Source organism: Entomomonas sp. E2T0 (assembly GCF_025985425.1).
GTDB lineage: Bacteria > Pseudomonadota > Gammaproteobacteria > Pseudomonadales > Pseudomonadaceae > Entomomonas.
Window position 1 is genome coordinate 269,669 of the sequence record NZ_CP094972.1, and the last position, 18,394, is coordinate 288,062.

The 18,394-nt window shown below is 35.6% G+C and carries 16 protein-coding genes; 8 read left to right on the forward strand and 8 right to left on the reverse strand.

Annotated features, from left to right (window positions below):
* Nucleotides 1–27 precede the first annotated feature (27 nt).
* Together MTZ49_RS01330 and msrB are read right to left on the reverse strand one after the other, a co-directional pair.
* Nucleotides 28–552 carry an O-acetyl-ADP-ribose deacetylase gene (locus MTZ49_RS01330; RefSeq protein ID WP_264746623.1) on the reverse strand — a complete coding sequence of 175 codons (525 nt, stop codon included), beginning with the start codon at nt 550–552 and terminating at the stop codon, nt 28–30.
* The gene (gene msrB, locus MTZ49_RS01335; protein ID WP_264746624.1) at nt 549–953 is read right to left on the reverse strand and encodes a peptide-methionine (R)-S-oxide reductase MsrB; all 405 of its coding nucleotides are present in this window, start codon (nt 951–953) and stop codon (nt 549–551) included. The genes MTZ49_RS01330 and msrB overlap by 4 nt, the downstream gene beginning before the upstream one ends.
* A gap of 86 nt (nt 954–1,039) precedes the next feature.
* Between msrB and MTZ49_RS01340 the strand changes: the two genes are divergently transcribed.
* Nucleotides 1,040–1,474: a DUF1289 domain-containing protein gene (locus MTZ49_RS01340; protein ID WP_264746625.1), complete on the forward strand. Its 435-nt coding sequence runs from the start codon at nt 1,040–1,042 to the stop codon at nt 1,472–1,474.
* Nucleotides 1,475–1,567: 93 nt separating this feature from the next.
* Nucleotides 1,568–3,082 (forward strand): threonine ammonia-lyase, biosynthetic, encoded by a 1,515-nt coding sequence (gene ilvA / locus MTZ49_RS01345; protein WP_264746626.1) that lies wholly within the window; start codon nt 1,568–1,570, stop codon nt 3,080–3,082.
* Nucleotides 3,083–3,129: 47 nt separating this feature from the next.
* Here the strand turns inward: ilvA and cueR are convergent, their stop codons facing one another.
* A complete protein-coding gene (gene cueR / locus MTZ49_RS01350) occupies nt 3,130–3,519 on the reverse strand; it encodes a Cu(I)-responsive transcriptional regulator (RefSeq protein WP_264747806.1) in 390 nt (129 codons plus the stop codon).
* Between the two features lie 96 nt (nt 3,520–3,615).
* On the opposite strand from cueR, the gene MTZ49_RS01355 reads away from it, so the two are divergent.
* The 3 genes from MTZ49_RS01355 to MTZ49_RS01365 all read left to right on the forward strand — a co-directional run bounded on the left by MTZ49_RS01355 (nt 3,616) and on the right by MTZ49_RS01365 (nt 7,143).
* Nucleotides 3,616–3,822 carry a heavy-metal-associated domain-containing protein gene (locus MTZ49_RS01355; RefSeq protein WP_264746627.1) on the forward strand — a complete coding sequence of 69 codons (207 nt, stop codon included), beginning with the start codon at nt 3,616–3,618 and terminating at the stop codon, nt 3,820–3,822.
* Nucleotides 3,823–3,899: 77 nt separating this feature from the next.
* Complete coding sequence (locus MTZ49_RS01360) at nt 3,900–6,158, forward strand: heavy metal translocating P-type ATPase (protein ID WP_264746628.1); 2,259 nt, start codon at nt 3,900–3,902, stop codon at nt 6,156–6,158.
* 106 nt (nt 6,159–6,264) lie between these two features.
* The gene (locus tag MTZ49_RS01365) at nt 6,265–7,143 is read left to right on the forward strand and encodes an EamA family transporter (RefSeq protein WP_264746629.1); all 879 of its coding nucleotides are present in this window, start codon (nt 6,265–6,267) and stop codon (nt 7,141–7,143) included.
* A gap of 41 nt (nt 7,144–7,184) precedes the next feature.
* Here the strand turns inward: MTZ49_RS01365 and acnB are convergent, their stop codons facing one another.
* Together acnB and MTZ49_RS01375 are read right to left on the reverse strand one after the other, a co-directional pair.
* Nucleotides 7,185–9,782 carry a bifunctional aconitate hydratase 2/2-methylisocitrate dehydratase gene (acnB, locus tag MTZ49_RS01370; RefSeq protein WP_264746630.1) on the reverse strand — a complete coding sequence of 866 codons (2,598 nt, stop codon included), beginning with the start codon at nt 9,780–9,782 and terminating at the stop codon, nt 7,185–7,187.
* 411 nt (nt 9,783–10,193) lie between these two features.
* Nucleotides 10,194–10,493: a helix-turn-helix domain-containing protein gene (locus MTZ49_RS01375; RefSeq protein ID WP_264746631.1), complete on the reverse strand. Its 300-nt coding sequence runs from the start codon at nt 10,491–10,493 to the stop codon at nt 10,194–10,196.
* 106 nt (nt 10,494–10,599) lie between these two features.
* On the opposite strand from MTZ49_RS01375, the gene MTZ49_RS01380 reads away from it, so the two are divergent.
* The 3 genes from MTZ49_RS01380 to MTZ49_RS01390 all read left to right on the forward strand — a co-directional run bounded on the left by MTZ49_RS01380 (nt 10,600) and on the right by MTZ49_RS01390 (nt 12,958).
* Complete coding sequence (locus MTZ49_RS01380) at nt 10,600–10,776, forward strand: hypothetical protein (protein ID WP_264746632.1); 177 nt, start codon at nt 10,600–10,602, stop codon at nt 10,774–10,776.
* A 174-nt stretch (nt 10,777–10,950) separates the two neighbouring features.
* Nucleotides 10,951–12,141 (forward strand): O-antigen ligase family protein, encoded by a 1,191-nt coding sequence (locus MTZ49_RS01385; protein ID WP_264746633.1) that lies wholly within the window; start codon nt 10,951–10,953, stop codon nt 12,139–12,141.
* A complete protein-coding gene (locus MTZ49_RS01390) occupies nt 12,134–12,958 on the forward strand; it encodes a glycosyltransferase family 2 protein (RefSeq protein WP_264746634.1) in 825 nt (274 codons plus the stop codon). Before MTZ49_RS01385 ends, MTZ49_RS01390 begins: the two co-directional genes overlap by 8 nt.
* Before the next feature lie 14 nt (nt 12,959–12,972).
* On the opposite strand, the gene mnmC is transcribed toward MTZ49_RS01390, so the two are convergent.
* The 3 genes from mnmC to MTZ49_RS01405 form a co-directional block, all read right to left on the reverse strand.
* The gene (mnmC, locus tag MTZ49_RS01395; RefSeq protein ID WP_264746635.1) at nt 12,973–14,985 is read right to left on the reverse strand and encodes a bifunctional tRNA (5-methylaminomethyl-2-thiouridine)(34)-methyltransferase MnmD/FAD-dependent 5-carboxymethylaminomethyl-2-thiouridine(34) oxidoreductase MnmC; all 2,013 of its coding nucleotides are present in this window, start codon (nt 14,983–14,985) and stop codon (nt 12,973–12,975) included.
* A gap of 172 nt (nt 14,986–15,157) precedes the next feature.
* Complete coding sequence (gene glnA / locus MTZ49_RS01400; RefSeq protein ID WP_264746636.1) at nt 15,158–16,561, reverse strand: glutamate--ammonia ligase; 1,404 nt, start codon at nt 16,559–16,561, stop codon at nt 15,158–15,160.
* 305 nt (nt 16,562–16,866) lie between these two features.
* Nucleotides 16,867–18,270 carry an FAD-binding oxidoreductase gene (locus MTZ49_RS01405; RefSeq protein ID WP_264746637.1) on the reverse strand — a complete coding sequence of 468 codons (1,404 nt, stop codon included), beginning with the start codon at nt 18,268–18,270 and terminating at the stop codon, nt 16,867–16,869.
* Nucleotides 18,271–18,394 lie beyond the last annotated feature (124 nt).

An 18,394-nucleotide genomic window follows, 5' to 3' on the forward strand; every position in this document is an offset into this window, starting at 1 on the left:
TTAAAGATAATGAATCCTTCCACTAAATTAAGATAAAGGCATGGGATTATCTAATAATCGTTGATAGATCAAATAATCCTCCTCACTAAAACAACAAAAAACTACACAGTGTAATGTTTCATTATTTTTTAAAAACTCTTTAACAGTGGTCACTGCAATTTCCGCTGCCTGTGATTTTGGATAATGATAAACACCCGTGCTAATACAAGGAAAAGCTATACTTGCTACCTTATTATCTAAAGCTAACTGTAGGCTATTTCTATAACAGCTTGCCAATAACTCAGCTTCATTATGATGCCCATCATGCCATACTGGCCCCACTGTATGAATAATATATTTAGCTAATAAGTTATAACCTTTAGTTATTTTAGCTTGCCCTGTTTTACAGCCACCTAATAAACGGCACTCATGTAATAGCTCTTTACCAGCTGCTCTGTGGATAGCACCATCTACTCCACTGCCACCTAATAAAGAACTATTGGCTGCATTGACGATAGCATCAACTTGTAAAGTAGTAATATCATCTTGAATAGCAGTTAATTTCACTGTCATACCTTTTTACTCTCAACAAAATTTAGTGCTACAGAGTTAATACAATAACGTAATCCTGTTGGTGGAGGGCCATCTGGAAATACATGACCTAAATGAGATTGGCATTGGCTACAAACCACTTCAACACGATGCATATGATGGCTTAAATCTTCTCTTTCCTCTACAGCATTGGGTCTAATAGGCTGATAGAAACTTGGCCAACCACAGCCTGCTTCAAATTGAGTACTTGTTTCAAATAAAGGGCTATCACAAGCAACACAATGATAAACACCAGGATTTGCTGGTACTTTAAAATATTTACCAGAAAATGGATGTTCTGTACCCTGCAAACGACATACATAAAACTGTTCAGGTGTTAATTGTGCTTGCCACTCTTCTAAAGTTTTTGGTTTTTTAGTCATAAGGTTTATAATTCCATAATCAGTAACATAGTAAAATTATCAAGTATTAATGATATTCTGAAAACTTATTTTATAAAACTTAACTTATGTCTAGTCGTTCTCTAAAAACTCCTTGTGTTGGTCTTTGCTCTACGGTGTATGGTGACGCTGTTTGTCGTGGCTGTAAACGTTATGATTATGAGATAATTGATTGGAACACTTATAATGAAGAACAACAGCAAGCTGTGTGGCTTCGTTTAGAAAATTTACTTGAACAAGTAATGATTGATAAATTAATTGTTACAGATAAACAACTATTAAAAGAAAAACTAATAAAACATAATATTCGTTTTCGCCCGAATCAATCTAGCTACTATTGGGCTTATCAACTCTTACTAAAAGGTTCTCGCTTAATTAAAAATATTGAAGCGTATGGTATTGAGCTTTTACCTCCTTATAATCAAAAACCTTTATGGGAGTTACGTGAGCAAATTGACATAGATTTTTTTGCCATTTCAGAAAATAACTATCCTCAATCCTAAATTACATTTAGCAATTTTTTATAATTTTACTAAAACACTTTAGCTAAATAGTTTAAACTCTCTCTTTTTACACCGCTGTTTTAGGAAGGAACTATGTTAGAAAAATATGTTAAAAATATCCTAACGGCGCCTGTGTATGATGTCGCAATAGAAACACCATTACAGCCAGCCCTTAGTTTATCTGAAGAATTAGGTAATACCGTACTATTAAAAAGAGAAGATTTACAACCTGTATTCTCTTTTAAAATTCGTGGTGCATATAATAAAATTATTCGTCTTAGTGATGAAGAAAAAGCCATTGGTGTTATTACAGCCTCGGCTGGTAACCATGCACAAGGTGTAGCTATTTCCGCTAAAAAACTAGGGATTAAAGCAATTATTGTAATGCCTAAAACAACCCCAGAAATTAAAGTACTGGCAGTTAAATCGCATGGTGCAAGAGTTGTTTTACATGGTGATGCCTTTCCAGAAGCATTAGCTCATGCTCTAAAGCTAGTAGAAGAAAAAGGCTTCACATTTATTCACCCCTATGATGACCCAGACACTATCGCAGGCCAAGGAACCATTGCTATGGAAATCCTGCGCCAACATAATGCACCTTTAGATGCTATTTTCGTGCCTGTTGGTGGTGGTGGCTTAATTGCTGGGGTGGCTGCCTATATAAAATACTTACGCCCTGAAATTAAAGTAATTGGTGTTGAACCAACTGACTCTAACTGCTTACAAGCAGCTATGAAAGCAGGTAAACGCGTTACCTTAAACCAAGTAGGCTTATTTGCTGATGGCGTAGCTGTTACTCAAATTGGTGAAGAAACCTTTAAAATCTGTAAGAAATATATTGATGATGTTATTACAGTAACGACAGATGAAATCTGTGCTGCCTTAAAAGATATTTATGATAATACTCGTTCAATTACGGAACCTTCTGGTGCATTAGGTGTAGCAGGTATTAAAAAATACTGTGCAGATACAGGTGTCAAAGGTCAAACATTAGTAGCCATTGATTCAGGTGCCAATATTAACTTTGATCGTTTACGCTATGTAGCAGAACGAGCTGAAATTGGTGAGAAACGTGAAGCTATTATTGCTGTTACCATTCCAGAAGAATCTGGTAGTTTTAAGAAGTTCTGTGAAGCATTAGGAAAACGCCAAATTACTGAGTTTAATTACCGCTATAGTAACAGTAAAGAAGCTCATATATTTGTGGGCGTGCAAACTCATCCAGAAAATGACCCTCGTGATGTATTGGTCTCTTCACTACAAGAAAAAGGCTTCCCAGTAATCGATTTAACGGATAACGAATTAGCTAAATTACATATTCGCCATTTAGTAGGTGGTCGCAATAAGGCCATTGATAATGAGCATGTATTTCGCTTCGAATTTCCAGAGCGCCCAGGTGCGTTATTTAACTTCTTAAATAAGCTAGGTGGCCGTTGGAATATTAGTATGTTCCATTATCGTAATCATGGCGCAGCAGAAGGCCGTATTTTTGCAGGTTTACAAGTTCCCACAGCTGAAATGAAGCAGTTTAAAGAGGCATTAGATACTATTGGTTATCCTTATTGGGATGAAACTAATAACGATGCCTATAAACTATTTTTATCCTAATTAATTCATAACTAGAAAGTAGCTTTCACTGGCTACTTTCTAATCATTTATTTGCTAGCAAGCTTTTGAATAATAGGGCATTCTGGACGCTCATCGCCATGACAATGGCAAACTAAATGGCGCAGCGTATTTGCCATCTCTTGTAAGCTTCTCGCTTTTTTTTCTAAATCATCAATATGTTGCTGTGTCAGTCGTTTAACATCCTCACTAGCTCTATTTTTATCACGCCATAAGGCTAATAACTCTTGAATTTCAGCCACTGAAAAACCTAAGTCTCTAGCTCTACGTATAAAATGCAACGTTTGAACATCATTTTCAGCATAAGTACGATAGCCTGCCTCTGTACGCTGAACAGTATTCAATAAACCTACTGTTTCATAATAACGAATCATTTTGGCCGAAACACCAGTATCTTTGGCTACCTGCCCTATATTCATAACCATTATAAATACTCCTATAACAAAAACACTTGACCTTACCATAATGGTAATCTTTAAAATAACTCTAACATTTTTATCGATGGAGAGTAAATCATGACATTTGCTATTAAATTTTATATACCCGATATGACATGTAATCATTGTGTTAAAACACTGACTTCAGCCATACAAGATAAGGATCAAAATGCACAACTAGAGATAGATTTAGCTAAGCATGAATTAACTATTCAAGGAACTAGCAATCCATCCCTTATTGAAGAAATTATCAAAGAAGCAGGCTTTACCCCACAGCAAATATAAGACTCTTCTTTAGTCTTACATAGCTAAAACTACTAAAATGTTACTATCAATTTAAGCAAGTACTTTATGAGTGAGTTATGAACCAGCAAAAGTTATCTAACATCGATCAAATTGACCTCAATATTCAAGGCATGAGTTGTGCTGCTTGTGTAGGTCGTGTTGAAAGGGCTTTAAAGAAAGTTGATGGCGTAGCTGAGGCAAATGTTAATTTAGCCACTCATAAAGCACATATTACTCTCGCTAAACCTTTAGCTGATGAGTTATTAACCGCTGCTGTTAGCAAAGCTGGTTATGAAGCGCAAGTTATTAAAGAAGATCAACCTGTCATTGATGATAGCCAGCAAGAACAACAAGATATTGATAAACTTAAGTTTGCTTTATTAATTGCTGTTGTTCTCACAGTACCTGTTTTTTTATTGGAAATGGGAGGACACATTTCCTCTACAGTACATCACTTTGTACTCAATACTATTGGTGAACAAAATAGTTGGTATAGCCAATGGTTTCTAACAACACTTGTGATGCTTATTCCTGGCTTTAATTTTTATAAAAAAGGTATCCCTGCTTTACTGCGTTTAGCACCTGATATGAACTCCCTAGTGGCTGTAGGCACACTGGCTGCTTACTGTTATTCAGTAATCGCTACCTTTACGCCTCAATTACTACCGAAAGGAACAGTACATGTTTACTATGAAGCTGCCGCTGTTATTATTACCCTTATCCTTATCGGACGCCTACTAGAAGCAAAAGCCAAAGGACGTACATCACAAGCAATTAAACGATTAGTACAATTACAAGTGAGTCATGCACGAGTACACCGCGATAATCAACTAATAGAAATCCCCATTGAACAAGTACAAGCAAATGATCTTATTGATATTTTACCTGGTGAGAGAATTCCTGTGGATGGTGTAGTAGTTGAGGGAAATAGCTATATCGATGAATCAATGATTACAGGTGAACCTATTCCTGTAAAAAAACAAATAGATGATCCTGTAGTTGGAAGCACTGTAAACCAGAGAGGTGCTCTAACTATTAAAGCCACTAAAGTGGGTAGCGATACCGTTTTAGCCCAAATTATCCGCATGGTTGAACAAGCACAAGGTTCCAAACTACCTATTCAAGCCATTATTGATAAAGTAACCTTATGGTTTGTGCCTACAGTTATGGCTCTTGCTGTTATCACCTTTATTATTTGGATGATCTTTGCTCAAGAATCAGCACTTAGTTTTGCATTAGTTAATGCTGTAGCAGTGCTTATTGTGGCTTGCCCCTGCGCAATGGGTTTAGCAACACCTGTATCGATCATGGTGGGAACAGGACGAGCAGCAGAAGCTGGTATTCTTATTCGCAAAGGTGAAGCATTACAAATATTACGTGATGTACAAGTAGTTGCATTAGATAAAACTGGTACTTTAACCAAAGGGAAACCTGAATTAACTGATTTTATCTGTATTGAAAATTACGATAAAAATACTGCGCTTTCATTAATGGCCTCTTTAGAAGCTAAATCAGAACATCCTATTGCTGAAGCTATTACTCAATACGCTAAACAATTAAATATTACTTTATTACCTATAGAAGATTTTACTACAGTAACAGGCCAAGGCTTACAAGCCTCTAACCAGCAACAAATGGTAAAAGTAGGTACAGCCTATTTTATGCAACAACAAGGTATTGCTACAGAACATTTTAACGATGATATATTACGCCTTGCAAAAGAAGGTAAAACCCCTTTCTATATGGCAGTAGATAACAAATTAGTAGCTATTGCAGCAGTAGCTGATCCTATTAAAGAAACAACACCTAATGCTATTAAAGCTTTACACCAATTAGGCCTAAAAGTGGCGATGATTACGGGTGATAATCGACACACAGCAGAAGCCATTGCCAAACAGCTAGATATTGATCAAGTTGTAGCAGAAGTATTACCTGATGGCAAAGTAACCGCTATTAAAGAACTTAAAAAGCAAGGTAATCTAGTTTTTGTAGGTGATGGCATTAATGATGCTCCTGCGCTAGCTGAAGCCAATATTGGTATTGCTATTGGTACAGGCACTGATATTGCAATAGAAGCGGCAGACGTAGTATTGATGTCTGGTGATTTAATGGGTGTAGTTAAAGCCATTAGCTTATCAAAAGCAACTATCCGTAATATTTATCAAAATATCTTTTGGGCCTTTGCTTACAATACAGCATTAATTCCTATTGCAATGGGTATTCTGTATCCATTCTTTAGTATATTGCTTTCACCTGCAATTGCAGCAGGTGCAATGGCACTGTCTAGTATATTCGTATTAGGCAATGCTTTAAGATTAAAACGGTTTTCTTTATAAAAATTATAGTTTGCTATATAGCAAAACAATATAAAAGAGGCTTTCTATAAAAGGATAATTAAGAGTAAATTAGACACCTTATTTTTATCAAGTTTAGGTTTAACAAATGCCCCTACGCCATTTAATGCTAATTTTTATAGTTATTTTATCTTGGGGTTTTAGTTTCGTAGCTACTAAATTGGGGTTATTATCTGTACCTCCCCTACTTTTTGGGGCGTTAAGATTTGCTACCCTGATTATTCCTGCATTATTTTTCCCATTACCTAAAATTAAATTTTCTTGGTTAATCATCTATGGAATGGTGATGTGTTTTGGACAATTCACTTTTCTATTCACTGCTATTTATTTTGGTATGCCAGCAGGGCTCGCTTCTTTAGTAATGCAATCACAAGCCTTTTTTACCATTATTATGGGAGCTTTTATATTAAAGGAATTTATTAGACCACAAACTTTATTAGGTTTAGCCATCGCCGTTATTGGTTTGATTATTATAGGTTATGATGCTGGAACTAATGCAACACTTATAGGATTACTATTAACTCTTTGTGCTGGTCTCTCATGGGCAACAGGCAATATCTTAATCAAGAAATTACAGCCAGTGAATACCTTGCACTTAACTATTTGGGGTGGAGTTGTTTCTGTCATTCCCCTAATTGCCTGCTCAATAATATTTGAAGGTGTTACAACGATTAAAGACAGTATTTTAAATATAAACCTTACCACTATACTTTCCGTTCTCTATTTAGGCTTTATTGCTACTTTATTAGCCTATGGGCTATGGGCACAAATGCTGTCACGTTATGCTGCCAGTATTGTTGCACCTTTTTCATTATTAGTGCCAATAATAGGTATGAGTAGTAGCGCATGGTTCTTAAATGAACATCTTACTACCCTTGAAATTATAGGCTCAATTGCTGTAATGATTGGTCTTTGTGTAAATGTATTTGGTTATCGATTATTTTTCTTTTTTAAACGCCCACAATAAAAATGGCGACTATAAAGTCGCCATTTTTTGTAGCTTATGATTTAGGCTATTTTTACATCAATTTTGGCATTTTCGGCCGCTTTAACATAATTAGTCATTTGATCGAAATTTAAATAGCGATAAATCTCTGGAGCCATTGTGTTAATAGTGTCTGCATATTGCATATATTCTTGTACTGTAGGTAATTTACCTAAAGTAGCGGCTACAGAAGCAAGCTCTGCAGAAGATAAATATACATTAGCACCATCGCCTAAACGGTTAGGGAAGTTACGAGTTGAAGTAGAAACTACTGTACTATTAGGTTCAACACGCGCTTGGTTACCCATACATAATGAACAACCAGGAACTTCTGTACGAGCACCTACACGACCAAAGATACTGTAGTAACCTTCTTCAATCAACTGATATTGATCCATTCTAGTTGGTGGCACAATCCATAAACGAGTAGGAATATGCTTAACTTTTTCAAGTAACTTACCAGCGGCACGGAAATGACCAATATTAGTCATACATGAACCAATAAATACTTCATCCACTTTATCACCAGCTACTGTTGATAATAAACGAGCATCATCTGGATCATTAGGAGCACAAAGAATAGGCTCTTTTACATCAGCTAGATCAATTTCAATCACTGCTGCATATTCAGCATCTTTATCGGCTTCTAACAATTCTGGATTAGCTAACCACTCTTCCATTTTCTTAGCACGACGTTCAATAGTACGCGCATCGCCATAACCTTGATCAATCATCCAACGCAATAAAGTGATGTTAGATTTTAGGTATTCAGCAATCGCTGATTCTGGAAGTTTAATAGTACAACCAGCCGCAGAACGTTCAGCAGAAGCATCAGAAAGCTCAAATGCTTGCTCAACTGTTAAGTGGTCTAAACCTTCAATTTCTAAGATACGACCAGAGAAAATATTTTTCTTACCTTTCTTCTCAACAGTTAATAAACCTTGTTGAATTGCATAGTAAGGAATTGCATGTACTAAGTCACGTAATGTGATGCCTGGTTGCATTTTGCCTTTAAAGCGCACTAACACCGACTCAGGCATATCCAATGGCATAACACCAGTAGCAGCTGCGAAAGCAACTAGACCAGAACCCGCTGGGAAAGAAATACCCATTGGGAAACGCGTATGCGAGTCGCCACCGGTACCTACAGTATCTGGCAATACCATACGGTTTAACCAGCTATGAATAATACCATCGCCAGGACGTAAAGAAACACCACCACGATTACGAATAAAGTCAGGTAAGGTATGTTGCGTAGTTACATCAATTGGTTTTGGATAAGCAGCTGTATGACAGAAAGACTGCATTACTAAATCAGCAGAGAAACCTAAACAGGCTAAATCTTTTAACTCATCACGAGTCATAGGTCCTGTAGTATCTTGCGAGCCTACACTTGTCATTTTTGGTTCACAGTAAGTACCTGGACGGATACCTGCTACACCACATGCACGACCAACAATCTTCTGTGCTAAAGAGAAACCTTTACCAGAGTCAGCTGGTACTTCTGGTTTCTTAAATACATCTGAATGACCTAAACCTAGCTCGGTACGCGCTTTATCAGTTAAACCACGACCAATAATTAAAGGAATACGACCACCAGCACGAACTTCATCTAACAACACAGGTGTTTTAAGCTCAAAAGTTGTTATTACTTCATCACTATCATGCTTAGTTACTTTACCCTCATAAGGATAAAGATCGATTAAGTCGCCCATATTAAGGTTAGATACATCAAACTCAATAGGTAACGCGCCAGCATCTTCCATTGTGTTATAGAAAATAGGAGCAATCTTAGTACCAAAGCAGAAACCACCTTCACGCTTGTTAGGTACATAAGGGATATCTTCACCAAAATACCAAAGCACTGAGTTAGTGGCTGATTTACGAGAAGAACCTGTGCCTACCACGTCACCGACATAAGCAACAGGATAACCTTTAGCTTTAACTTCTTCGATTTGTTTTAAAGGTCCTACGCTGCCTGGTTGAACTGGTTCAATACCATCACGTGCCATTTTTAACATAGCTAAAGCATGTAAAGGGATATCTGGGCGAGACCATGCATCAGGTGCAGGTGAAAGGTCATCTGTATTGGTTTCACCAGGTACTTTAAATACAGCAATAGTTACTTTTTCTGGTAGTGCTTTACGTGAAGTAAACCACTCAGCATTAGCCCAAGACTCTAATACCGCTTTAGCGTTAGCATTGCCTGCTTTAGCTTTCTCAGCCACATCATGGAATGCATCAAACATTAATAGCGTATGCTTTAACTCATCCGCTGCTAGGCTAGCTAACTCGCTATTATCTAATAGCCCAACCAAAGTGTTAATATTATAACCACCTTGCATTGAACCTAATAATTTAACTGCTAATTGTTTATTAATTAATGGTGAACTGGTTTCACCTTTAGCAATAGCTGATAAAAAGCCAGCTTTTACATAAGCGGCTTCATCCACCCCAGGTGGAACACGATTACTAATTAAATCTACTAAAAATGCTTCCTCACCCTTTGGCGGATTTTTTAATAATTCTACTAGCTGGGCTGTTTGGTCAGCAGTTAACGGTTGAGGAACAACTCCCATTGCAGCACGTTCGGCTACATGTTTACGATAAGCTTCAAGCACGGTATTACCCTCTTTGTGATTCTTAGGCTGGATAATTTATGATTAGGATTTCCAGCTTTCCCATTAAGACCCTTTATAGGAAGCTGTTTTCAAAGTTTTACGTGGAATAAAGAGGGGTTCCAAGATAATACTCGTGACGCTTTGAAAACAGCTTCTATGATACAAAAGAACCTGATCTTTGTTATTTTAGTACAATCTACTCATAAAGTTAAGTAAGGATAGCAACATACGCCAGTAACCATTGTTTAAAATCCCTGTACTAAAAAGAATAAAATTTTGTCTACAATCAGTGAGACATCTAAATAGACAACAAAATTTCTAATAATTTCCATATCTATTATTAATTTTTAGTATAGTAACTATTATTTATTAGTATGATCTTCATAATTTAAACAAAAACCTACTAAAAGATTAATCACTACTCTCTGTTAAAAGATTTAGGATAATTATTTTTTTCTTTAAGAGAGCTTGCCTAAATAAACCAATTAACTCAATTTCATCTTTAGAAAACTCATCTCTTCTACCAGTAACGATATATAAAATATCAACACCATTTTGATAAATTTTTTCTAAATAATCTATGTCTGGTTTTCGCTTATTTTTCTCATAATTGAATTGAGCTATCTTAGCCACCCCACCCAATTGACCAAACTCTTCTTGTGAAAGATTCAAACGTAATCTTTCTTCTTTTAACCGTTCCCCTACACTCATAAGGAATATATTTACCTTGATTGTTATTCAAATGAATAATAAACTCTATTGAAAGTGGATAATTTACAACATAACGAAACCTAACAATACTTAAGGAAATTATGTCATGTCGACTCAATTGAAACAAGCAAAGCGCCCCTATAAAGAATATTTAGTACGCTTGTCTTTAGATGATGCTCTTCGGTTTGACAACGAAGCAAAAGGTAAAGGATTAAAGGGAGGCACATACATGCGATTACTAATTCTAGAAAATATGAAAACCAAGAACTCCTCAAATCAGTAGTATTTTTTAATTTTTCACTACTTTTAGAGAGGGCAATATGTTGCTTTATAATGGTTCCATATAGTCATAACCATCATTACATAAAGCCTGTTTAAACAATTTTACTCCACAAGGATAACTTCTATTTGTTCATCCTTAGGGAACGTTTTATCAAAAAAATGGAACAGTCTATTTATGAATAACTCTCGAGAATTATTTTTTATAAATAATTTATTCCAATATGGCGTTATCATGCTTATTGTTGGTTTAGCTATACTCCCTTATAAACTTTATTCACAATTATTGAACATTTTTCTTTATCTACCCGCCATTTGTTTAATAATTATTTATCATAAATCATTACTTAGAAATATTAGAACGACTCCCGTATTATGGTTTTTTATTGTTCTCATTGTATGGGCAGCTATTACTACCAATTGGTCACAAGAAATTCAAAAAATAAGAGAATTAAAAAGACTCGTTTACATCATAATTTTTATCTTAGGTTGTGTTGTATGGAACCTTAAACAACCTAAGAAATTTGAAAACACACTATTTATTAGCAGCTTACTACTAGCCGCCTGCGCACTTATTGCTATGTTACTATGGCCATGGCGCAATCCTCTTATTGCAGACCGCATGGCTGCTTTCAATACACTAGAGAACCCCATTATTGCCAGTTATGCTATGGGTATTGCATTTGTCATACTGCATCTTCATAACTGTAATAAAAACGCTTTTATCCAAATTATTCGTTTTTTTGCACTGTTAGTACTTTTAGCTTTTATTATCTGGACAGGTAGTAGAGGGGCTATTGGTAGTTTAGTCATCTATTTACTATTAAGTTTTTTTTGGCTAAAACAACAACAAAAACCGTGGTTTATTTTTATTATTTTATCTGGCTGTATATTATTGTTAATTTTTTCAAGCCACTTACTCTTTGAAAGAGGTTTTTCTTATCGCCCTGCTATTCTACTAACCTCATTGCAAATGATTATAGAAAACCCAATGGGAATAGGATTAGCTACACCTTACCAAATACCATTTACAGTGCAACTTGTATTCTCTCATAGCCATAATTTATTTCTTCATATAGGTATAGGGCTAGGTATGCCAGGACTTATCCTTTATTTAATCTTATGGGTTAATACAGGCTGGCAAGCATGGAAAAATCGCAGTCTACCTATTGGTAAATTACTATTAGGAATTTTTATTTTTTCCTCAATAGCCTTACAGTTTGATGGGATATATTTATGGGATAAGCCGAATGGAATTTGGCTAATGACTTGGTTACCTATTGCTATAGGGTTCTATCTAACTAATCAAAAAACAATATATCAGCCTCATCAGAAAATCAATTTAGAAAACTCTAATCAACATGCCTAAAATATCAGTCATTATACCTGTTTATAATTGTGAGCAATATTTGGATGAAACTTTATCTAGTGTTTTATCATCATCTTTGACTGATATTGAAGTTATTATTGTAGATGATGGCTCATTAGATGATAGTTATAACAAATGTCTAATTTGGGCTAATAAAGACTCTCGCATTAAACTAATAAAGCAAACCAATAAAGGCGTTGTTACAGCAAGAAATAATGCTATACAGATTGCTCAAAGTGAATATATTTTTCCTTTAGATGCCGATGATAGAATTCATCCTTATTGTTTAGAAAAATTGTTAACCACTATAGAAACTAATCATTATGATGTAGTCTACTCTCAAGTAGAATTTTTTGGTACAAAAACAGGGATTTTTAAACTTCCAAAAGCTATCCCAGAAGAAATGATACAACGAAATGTTGTAGTCTGCTCTGCTCTTTATAAAAAGTCTGATTGGCAAAAATATTGTGGTTATGACATGGCATGTCATAACGGCTATGAAGATTGGGAGTTTTGGTTAAACTTTGTTGCTGATAATAAAAAATTTTATCGAATAGATGAGATATTATTTTTTTATAGAATAAGATCTAACTCAAGAAACAATATAATAATCAAAAAAGACTTTCAATATATTTACAGCTACATCAAACAAAAACATCAGAGTTTGTATAATGCTTATTATAAAAAAGTTAAAACCATTAATTTTCTTAACAAACTCTTCAAAATCTTAAAAAGCCCTATAACTATATTTCTTAATAAATCACAAAAGGAAAAATGGAAAAACTTTAGAATTCCCTATCGTATTAGAAGAAAATAATTCATTACCTAATGTCACTCTTGATTACGTCTAAAATATTTAAGTTCTCTTATATAAAATCGATTAGGATGACATGCTTCCATTAAATCTTGCTCGATTGGAAAAGGTTCATTTTCCATCCAACTCGCTAACATTTCACCACATAAGGGAGCAGTTATTAAACCTCTAGAACCATGTGCTACATTTAAAAATAATCCTCTTATCCAATGGCAAGGTATATTGGGTGTTTTTTTAGAATCTTTAATTAAAACCTGATAATCATGTAAAAAAGTATCTCTATCTGCAATAGGCCCCACTAGAGGTAAATAGTCAGTCGCTGTACAACGATAAGCTGCCCGCCCTTCTAAACTATTTATGTCCAAATGATCTACTTGTAACCGATCACCCAAATCTAAAGATATTGTTTTTAATGTTTGGATATTTTCTCGATGCTCTTTGTTACTCAATGCTAAATCTGCTGCATGAAAGTTAAAGGTAGCACCTAAACAATGTTTACTGTCTCTCGCTGGAGAAATATAACCATCACTGCATACTATTGTTGATAATGCTTGACTACTATCAGTTACAGGTAACTCTGTGGTTTGTCCTCGAATAGCTTTAATAGGCAACTTATTAGTCATCATAAATTGCTTAGTGTCAGCTGCCCCCGCCAAGACAACAATATCAGCAGTAGCTAAAGTATTTTCACCACTTAAAACATTCCAATGTGTTACTTGATAATCCAACGATACTACATTTTGATTACACAACACTTTAATATTTGGGTGATCTAATAATGCCTGGCATAACTTACGGGGTTTAACCCAACAGCCTTCTGGAAAAAATAAACCATTATTATTAACAGTTAGGCCTGCTAACTGATTTGCTTGTTGTTGATCAACTGGATATAACAATGAAGATGAAAAAGCTTCTGCTAGTTGTTGTTGGCGTTTTTGTTCTTTATCATCAAAAGCTAATTGTAGAACACCACAATCTTGCCAGTCTTCATTTTTAGTTAATTTTCCTTGATTTGTTAGAGACTCTAGTAAACGTCGGGTATAACCAAAACCCTCTATTAATAAGCGTGACTGTAGTGTTTGATGAGCAGATAATTTTAAATAAAGTATCCCCTGCGCGTTACCTGACCCTTCCAAAGCAATATCATGATTACGCTCTAATACTGTAACCTGCCACCCTCTAGCGGCTAAACTAGCTGCTGACGAAGCCCCTGCCACACCTGCACCAATAACAATAGCAGTTCGATTAGCAAAGTTTGTTTCAGCAAGACGGCTATACCAAGGAGGTGTTATATTACGACGATTAGGTCTAGATTCTATTACTCCTTGAAAATGTCCGTAAAGCATTTCTCGTTTATTAGCAAATCCTTTATCTTTTGCAACAACAAAACCAGCTTCCTGCAAGCCTCTACGCACAAAGCCTGCACTAGTAAAAGTAGCTAAGGTAGTATTAATTTTTGATAGGCGAGCTAACTGTTTAAATAAATCATCTGTCCACATTTGTGGATTTTTTGCAGGCGAGAAACCATCTAAAAACCATGCATCCACTTTAGCATTTAACTTAGGTAACTGTTCATGTACATCACCGACTAATAATGTTAACGCTACTCTACCATTAGCAAAAATAAAATTCTGGTAGCCTTCATGAATAGCGACATATTGGTTAATTAATTCTTTACTGAATTTAGCCAAATCATCCCACAAACTTAGTGCTTGCCCTAAGTCTTGTATAGTCAAAGGGTATTTTTCAACACTAATATAATGTAACCTAGCATGATGAGGAGCTACTTCTTCAAATAATTGCCAAGCAGATAAAAAATTTAACCCAGAACCGAAACCTGTTTCACCAATAACAAAACAGTTATTATTTTTTAAATTTCTAAAACGTTCTAATAAATTATTATGTTTTAAGAAAACATAATAGGTTTCATCTAGACCAGATGTTTTAGAAAAGTAGATATCATCAAACTCAGTTGAAACAGGCTGCCCTTGTTCATCCCAAGTTAATTTAGCATAGGTTGTTTTAGTCATCGCTATTAATAATCAAAAATACTATAGCGTTAATTATACATGGAATAAATTAAATGATATTGTTGAAGGTGGTTAAAAAAGAAAACCCCATAAATCACTTTATGAGGTTTTACTTTATTTAGCCTTTTAAAGCTATTGTCCCTGAAAACTATGCTGTATTTCTACTAAACGCTTAAACGCTGTAGTACAAATCGTACTCTAATGGATGTACGAATGTCCTTACTTTGATTTCTTCAGCAGATTTTAGTTCAATAAATGCGTCAATAAATTCATCACTGAATACACCACCCTTTGTTAAGAACGCACGATCAGCATCTAATGCTTCTAATGCTTCTTTTAAGCTACCACACACTTGTGGAATTGCTTTTGACTCTTCTGGTGGTAAATCATATAAGTTTTTATCTGCTGCATCACCAGGATGGATTTTATTTTGAATACCATCTAAACCAGCCATTAATAATGCTGCAAAAGCTAAATAGGGGTTAGCTGCTGGATCTGGGAAACGCGCCTCAATACGACGGCCTCTTGGATTATTCACATAAGGAATACGAATAGAAGCTGAACGGTTACGTGCCGAATAAGCGAGCATTACAGGTGCTTCAAAACCAGGAACTAAACGCTTATAAGAGTTAGTAGATGGGTTAGTAAAACCATTTAATGCTTTACCATGTTTGATGATACCGCCAATAAAGTATAAAGCTGTTTCAGAAAGGCCTGCATAACCATCACCAGCAAAGGTATTTTTACCATCTTTTGCAATAGACATATGCACATGCATACCTGAACCATTATCACCATACAAAGGTTTAGGCATGAAGGTAGCTGTTTTACCATAAATATCTGCTACATTATGGATTACATATTTTAAAGTTTGTACTTCATCTGCTTTAGTCACTAGTGTGTTGAATTTAACACCAATTTCATTTTGACCTGCTGTAGCCACTTCATGGTGATGAACTTCAACTTCTAAACCCATTTCTTCCAATGCATTACACATTGCTGTACGGATTTCATGGTCATGATCAACAGGAGGTACTGGGAAGTAACCACCTTTTACACCTGGACGGTGGCCTCTGTTACCATCTTCAAAATCAGCATCTGTATTCCAAGAAGCTTGTTCAGAATAAATTTTAAACATTGAACCAGAAATATCTGATTTATATTTTACTTCATCAAAAATAAAGAATTCTGGCTCTGGACCAACAAAAACTGTATCACCAATCCCAGTTGATTTTAAATATTCTTCTGCACGTCTTGCGATACCACGAGGATCACGATCATAACCTTGCATGGTAGAAGGTTCAATAATATCGCAAACTAGAATTAAGGTAGGATCAGTAGTAAATGGATCGATCACAGCTGAGCTATCATCTGGCATTAAAATCATGTCAGAAGCTTCAATTCCTTTCCAACCTGCAATAGATGAACCATCAAACATTTGTCCAGACTCAAAAAAGTCTTCATCAACAACATGAGCTGGAATAGTAACGTGCTGTTGCTTGCCCTTAGTATCTGTAAAACGCAAATCAACCCACTTTACATTATGTTCTTTAATTAGTTGTACCGCTTTTGACATGTTATTCTCCAAGAAATATAGCTGGATTATTTAGGCAGTCCCAGCAAATCAACACCAAGTAAACTGTTAGTTTAGAAACCTTTACTAGTAAATAGCAAATTATATGCCATCCTTAATTATTAATAGAGAATCGCTTACTTAGATAATTGCATAACTCTATCTATTAATAAAAGAACTAAACAACGCACCAAAATAATACTTATAAACAATATAATGCATCAAGTAGGTGCAGAAAATTATTGAGCTATCATAACATGGTTAAATATAAAGAGTAGATGGGTTTTTACACTAATCGCTAACAAGCATCATGTATTTTTTAAATGTACTATTTTCCCAGGATTTAAGATATTTTTTGGGTCAAAAGCACGCTTTAAAGCACGCATCATATCCAAAGCATCTTCACCATGTTCTTCCACTAAGAAAGACATTTTATGTACACCTACACCATGCTCCCCCGTACAAGTTCCGTCCATTTCAATAGCACGTTGCACTATGCCGTGATTAATACGCTCCATCTCCGCAACCTCCTCTGAATTATGCCGATCAATCAATAAAATAACATGATAATTACCATCCCCCACATGTCCTACAATAGTGTAAGGAATGGTTGACTTAGCTAACTCCTGAATAGTTATATCAATACTCTCTGCTAGCCTAGAAATAGGTACACAGACATCTGTACTTACACCACGACAACCAGGTTTTAATTGCATAGAAGCAAAAAACGCATTATGTCTAGCAGTCCATAACTTACTACGGTCTTCCGTTTGTGTTGCCCAACTAAAATCTAGACCACCACTTTCTTTAGCTATCTCTTGCACCATAGTGGCTTGCTCTTCAACACTTGCAGGCGTACCATGAAATTCAAACAACAATACAGGGGATTCTTTCAAAGAAAGTTGGCTATATTGATTAACTGCATTAACAGCCGCAGTATCCATAATTTCCACGCGGGCAATTGGGATACCCATTTGAATAGTACTAATGACACACTGCACAGCGTCTTGTACAGTAGGGAAACTACAAATAGCAGCAGAGATTCCCTCTGGTTGAACATGTAACTTAACAGTCACCTCAGTAATAATACCTAGAGTTCCCTCACTCCCCACAAAAATAGCTGTTAAATCATAACCTGCAGCAGACTTTTTAGCACGACTAGCAGTACGTATTACTTTACCTTCCGCAGTAACTACTGTTAAAGAAAGTACATTATCCCGCATTGTTCCATAACGCACAGCATTGGTACCTGAAGCACGAGTAGCAGCCATACCACCAATAGAGGCATCTGCACCAGGATCAATGGGGAAGAACAAACCTGTATGACGAATTTCTTGATTTAATTGTTTACGAGTTACGCCAGCTTGCACAGTAGCGGTTAAATCCTCTGGATTAATGGCAACAACCTGATTCATTTCAGAGAAATCAATGGTTACTCCACCTGAAAAAGGCAATACATGCCCTTCAATGGAAGAGCCGACACCAAAAGGAATAACAGGCACTTCATACTCATTACATAACTTAACTACCGTCACTACATCTTCTGTAGAACGTGCAAACACCACCGCATCTGGAGGACAAATATCATACATTGACTCATCACGCCCATGATGTTCTCTTACGGCTAATGCAGTGGATACTTGATCACCTAAGGAAAGCTTTAATGCATTTAAAAAAAGATCAGGTAATGGTTTTCTAGTATGAGTATTCATTTCTATCCTACAAAGATAACTAATAATCAAAATAACACAAAGCTAAGACGGTAATTAATACAAATAGTTTCCCATAAACAAAGCATCCTAAAAGAATCATGACTATTTACTTAAGAAGCTAATA